This is a genomic window from Pseudomonas sp. P5_B2, assembly GCF_056400445.1.
This window is the reverse complement of record NZ_JBFULH010000749.1, coordinates 1-1,799: the sequence shown is the minus strand read 5'-3', so window position 1 is coordinate 1,799 and position 1,799 is coordinate 1. Positions and strand designations below refer to the sequence as shown.

Sequence of the window (1,799 nt, the reverse complement as noted above, 5' to 3'; positions counted from 1 at the left end):
CCCAACGACTATGCGATTTACCTCCACGACACACCGCACCGCGAGTTGTTTGCCAAAACTGTGCGCGCGACCAGTTCAGGCTGCATCCGCGTAGAGAATCCGCTGCAACTGGTGGAACTGTTGTTCAATGACCCGGTTAAATGGAACAGCGCAGGCATTCAAAACCAACTGGCCAACGGCAAGACCCAGAACATCTCGCTTCCGGTGAAAGTGCCGGTGTTGTTGGCGTACTGGACGGTGGATCTGGAGAGTGACGGGCGAGTAGCGTTCAAGCCAGATGTGTATGGCTACGATGCTCCGGTGTTGCGGGCATTGAACCGGCCTTCGCCATTGCCTGTGCTGGATTTGCATGCGGCGGTGGGGGCGGGTGGGTAGTCAGGTTCTCAGGATAAAGTCATTTTTACTGACCAAGATCCGGGTCGGAATGAAGTTTCGGTCGATTTGCCCTTGCAGGGTATAGGCGAGATCGTCGTACCAGACCGGATCCTCCAAGTACCAGGAATGGGAAATCATGCCGTCGATGATCTTGAATTTTCTTTTGGGGACAGTCTTGTAACGCGGGCCACAATCAACATCGACGGCCTTTTCGTGCGCTGGCGTATCAACCGGCATGCCAACGCGTCCGACGCGCGAGCTGATGTCTATGTTTTTCACATTTGATACGGCCAGCGCTTCATCGTAACCACTGAAGTAGTTGGTTAGTCGGCCGCAGTGGTTGAAGATTGGAATCATGTCCGAGTTGTTGAGCTCAAAGCACTCGGAGGAGATATCCGCGGCAAACAACACCAGTTGACCGATGCGCCAGTCATTGGCTAAGTCCGCATTGCGAGTTTTATCGACCGAGCGTACCGCCTCACGCACCACGAAGGCACCCATGGAGTGGGCCATGACGTGGATGTTGATGGGGCAATCTTTTAGCGTGTAGTTGGCAAACGGGATGATGCCGCCAGTCACCAACAGCGTGGCGGCTTCCTGGGCTTCCGAGCGGTCATACAGGTACAGTTCAGCGCTGCCCGCACTGGGCCAGTCGAAGCCGATCACCATGCAGTTGTATTTGCGTTTTTTCAGTTCGCTCTCGACCAGTCGCTGGCGCTTGAGTGCTTCTTTTGAATCGGTGTTGTAGCCATGAACGAAAAAAACAATATCCAGTTCTTTTCCGGGTTTGGTGTCTGGAGGGTTCGCTTGAAGAACGATCAGATCCAGCCACTGTTTGACGGTACTTACCTGATCTGAAGGGGTGGGCTCGGCAGCGCCACTGGGCACTTTCAGATATGAAACGGCGCCAGTGCGATTACTAAACCTGTTCTGACCAGAAACCTTGGCGCGTGTACCCAAAACAAAACTGTCCATGAATGCTGTCCTGTGCTGTTAGCCTCAAAGCTCCAAACCTTCCTGCACGACCGAAAGCAAATTGTTCTCCGTCAGCGCTACCGCATCCAGTTGTTGTCCTGCTTGCTCGATGACCTGTAACCACCAATGCGATTCGCCATGCTCACCAACGGTACGCAGCAACGCGAGCTCTTGGCCTTTGGAATGAATTTCTACGCGGCCCTCGCCATCGTCGGTGAAGCGCGCGACGGGGTCGAACGTCAGGGTATGGCCATTGYCTTCGATCAACAGTTGGTCGATGGCATAGTCGAACGTTTCCCCTTCCAGATCGCTCTYGAATACGTGTGTGGGATTGTGCCGCAAGACCAGACCAACCTCCGTTATCGGCAGCAGCCAGCGCTCGATCTGGCGATACAGTTCGTAAACCTGGTTCGGCCAACTGTCGATCGCTTGTTCGGCGTGGGTGGCCC

At 54.5% G+C, this 1,799-nt stretch carries 3 protein-coding genes; 1 reads left to right on the top strand and 2 read right to left on the bottom strand.

Going from position 1 to position 1,799, the window contains the following annotated elements; genetic code table 11:
• Positions 1-375 (top strand): L,D-transpeptidase family protein (locus AC1DRJ_RS26320; RefSeq protein ID WP_477804726.1); only part of this gene is annotated, 375 nt, incomplete at its 5' end.
• On the opposite strand, the gene AC1DRJ_RS26315 is transcribed toward AC1DRJ_RS26320, so the two are convergent.
• Positions 376-1,350 (bottom strand): alpha/beta hydrolase, encoded by a 975-nt coding sequence (locus AC1DRJ_RS26315; RefSeq protein WP_477804725.1) that lies wholly within the window; start codon positions 1,348-1,350, stop codon positions 376-378. It lies immediately after the preceding gene.
• A 24-nt stretch (positions 1,351-1,374) separates the two neighbouring features.
• Positions 1,375-1,799: hypothetical protein (locus AC1DRJ_RS26310; RefSeq protein WP_477804724.1), on the bottom strand; the 425-nt coding region annotated here is incomplete at its 5' end.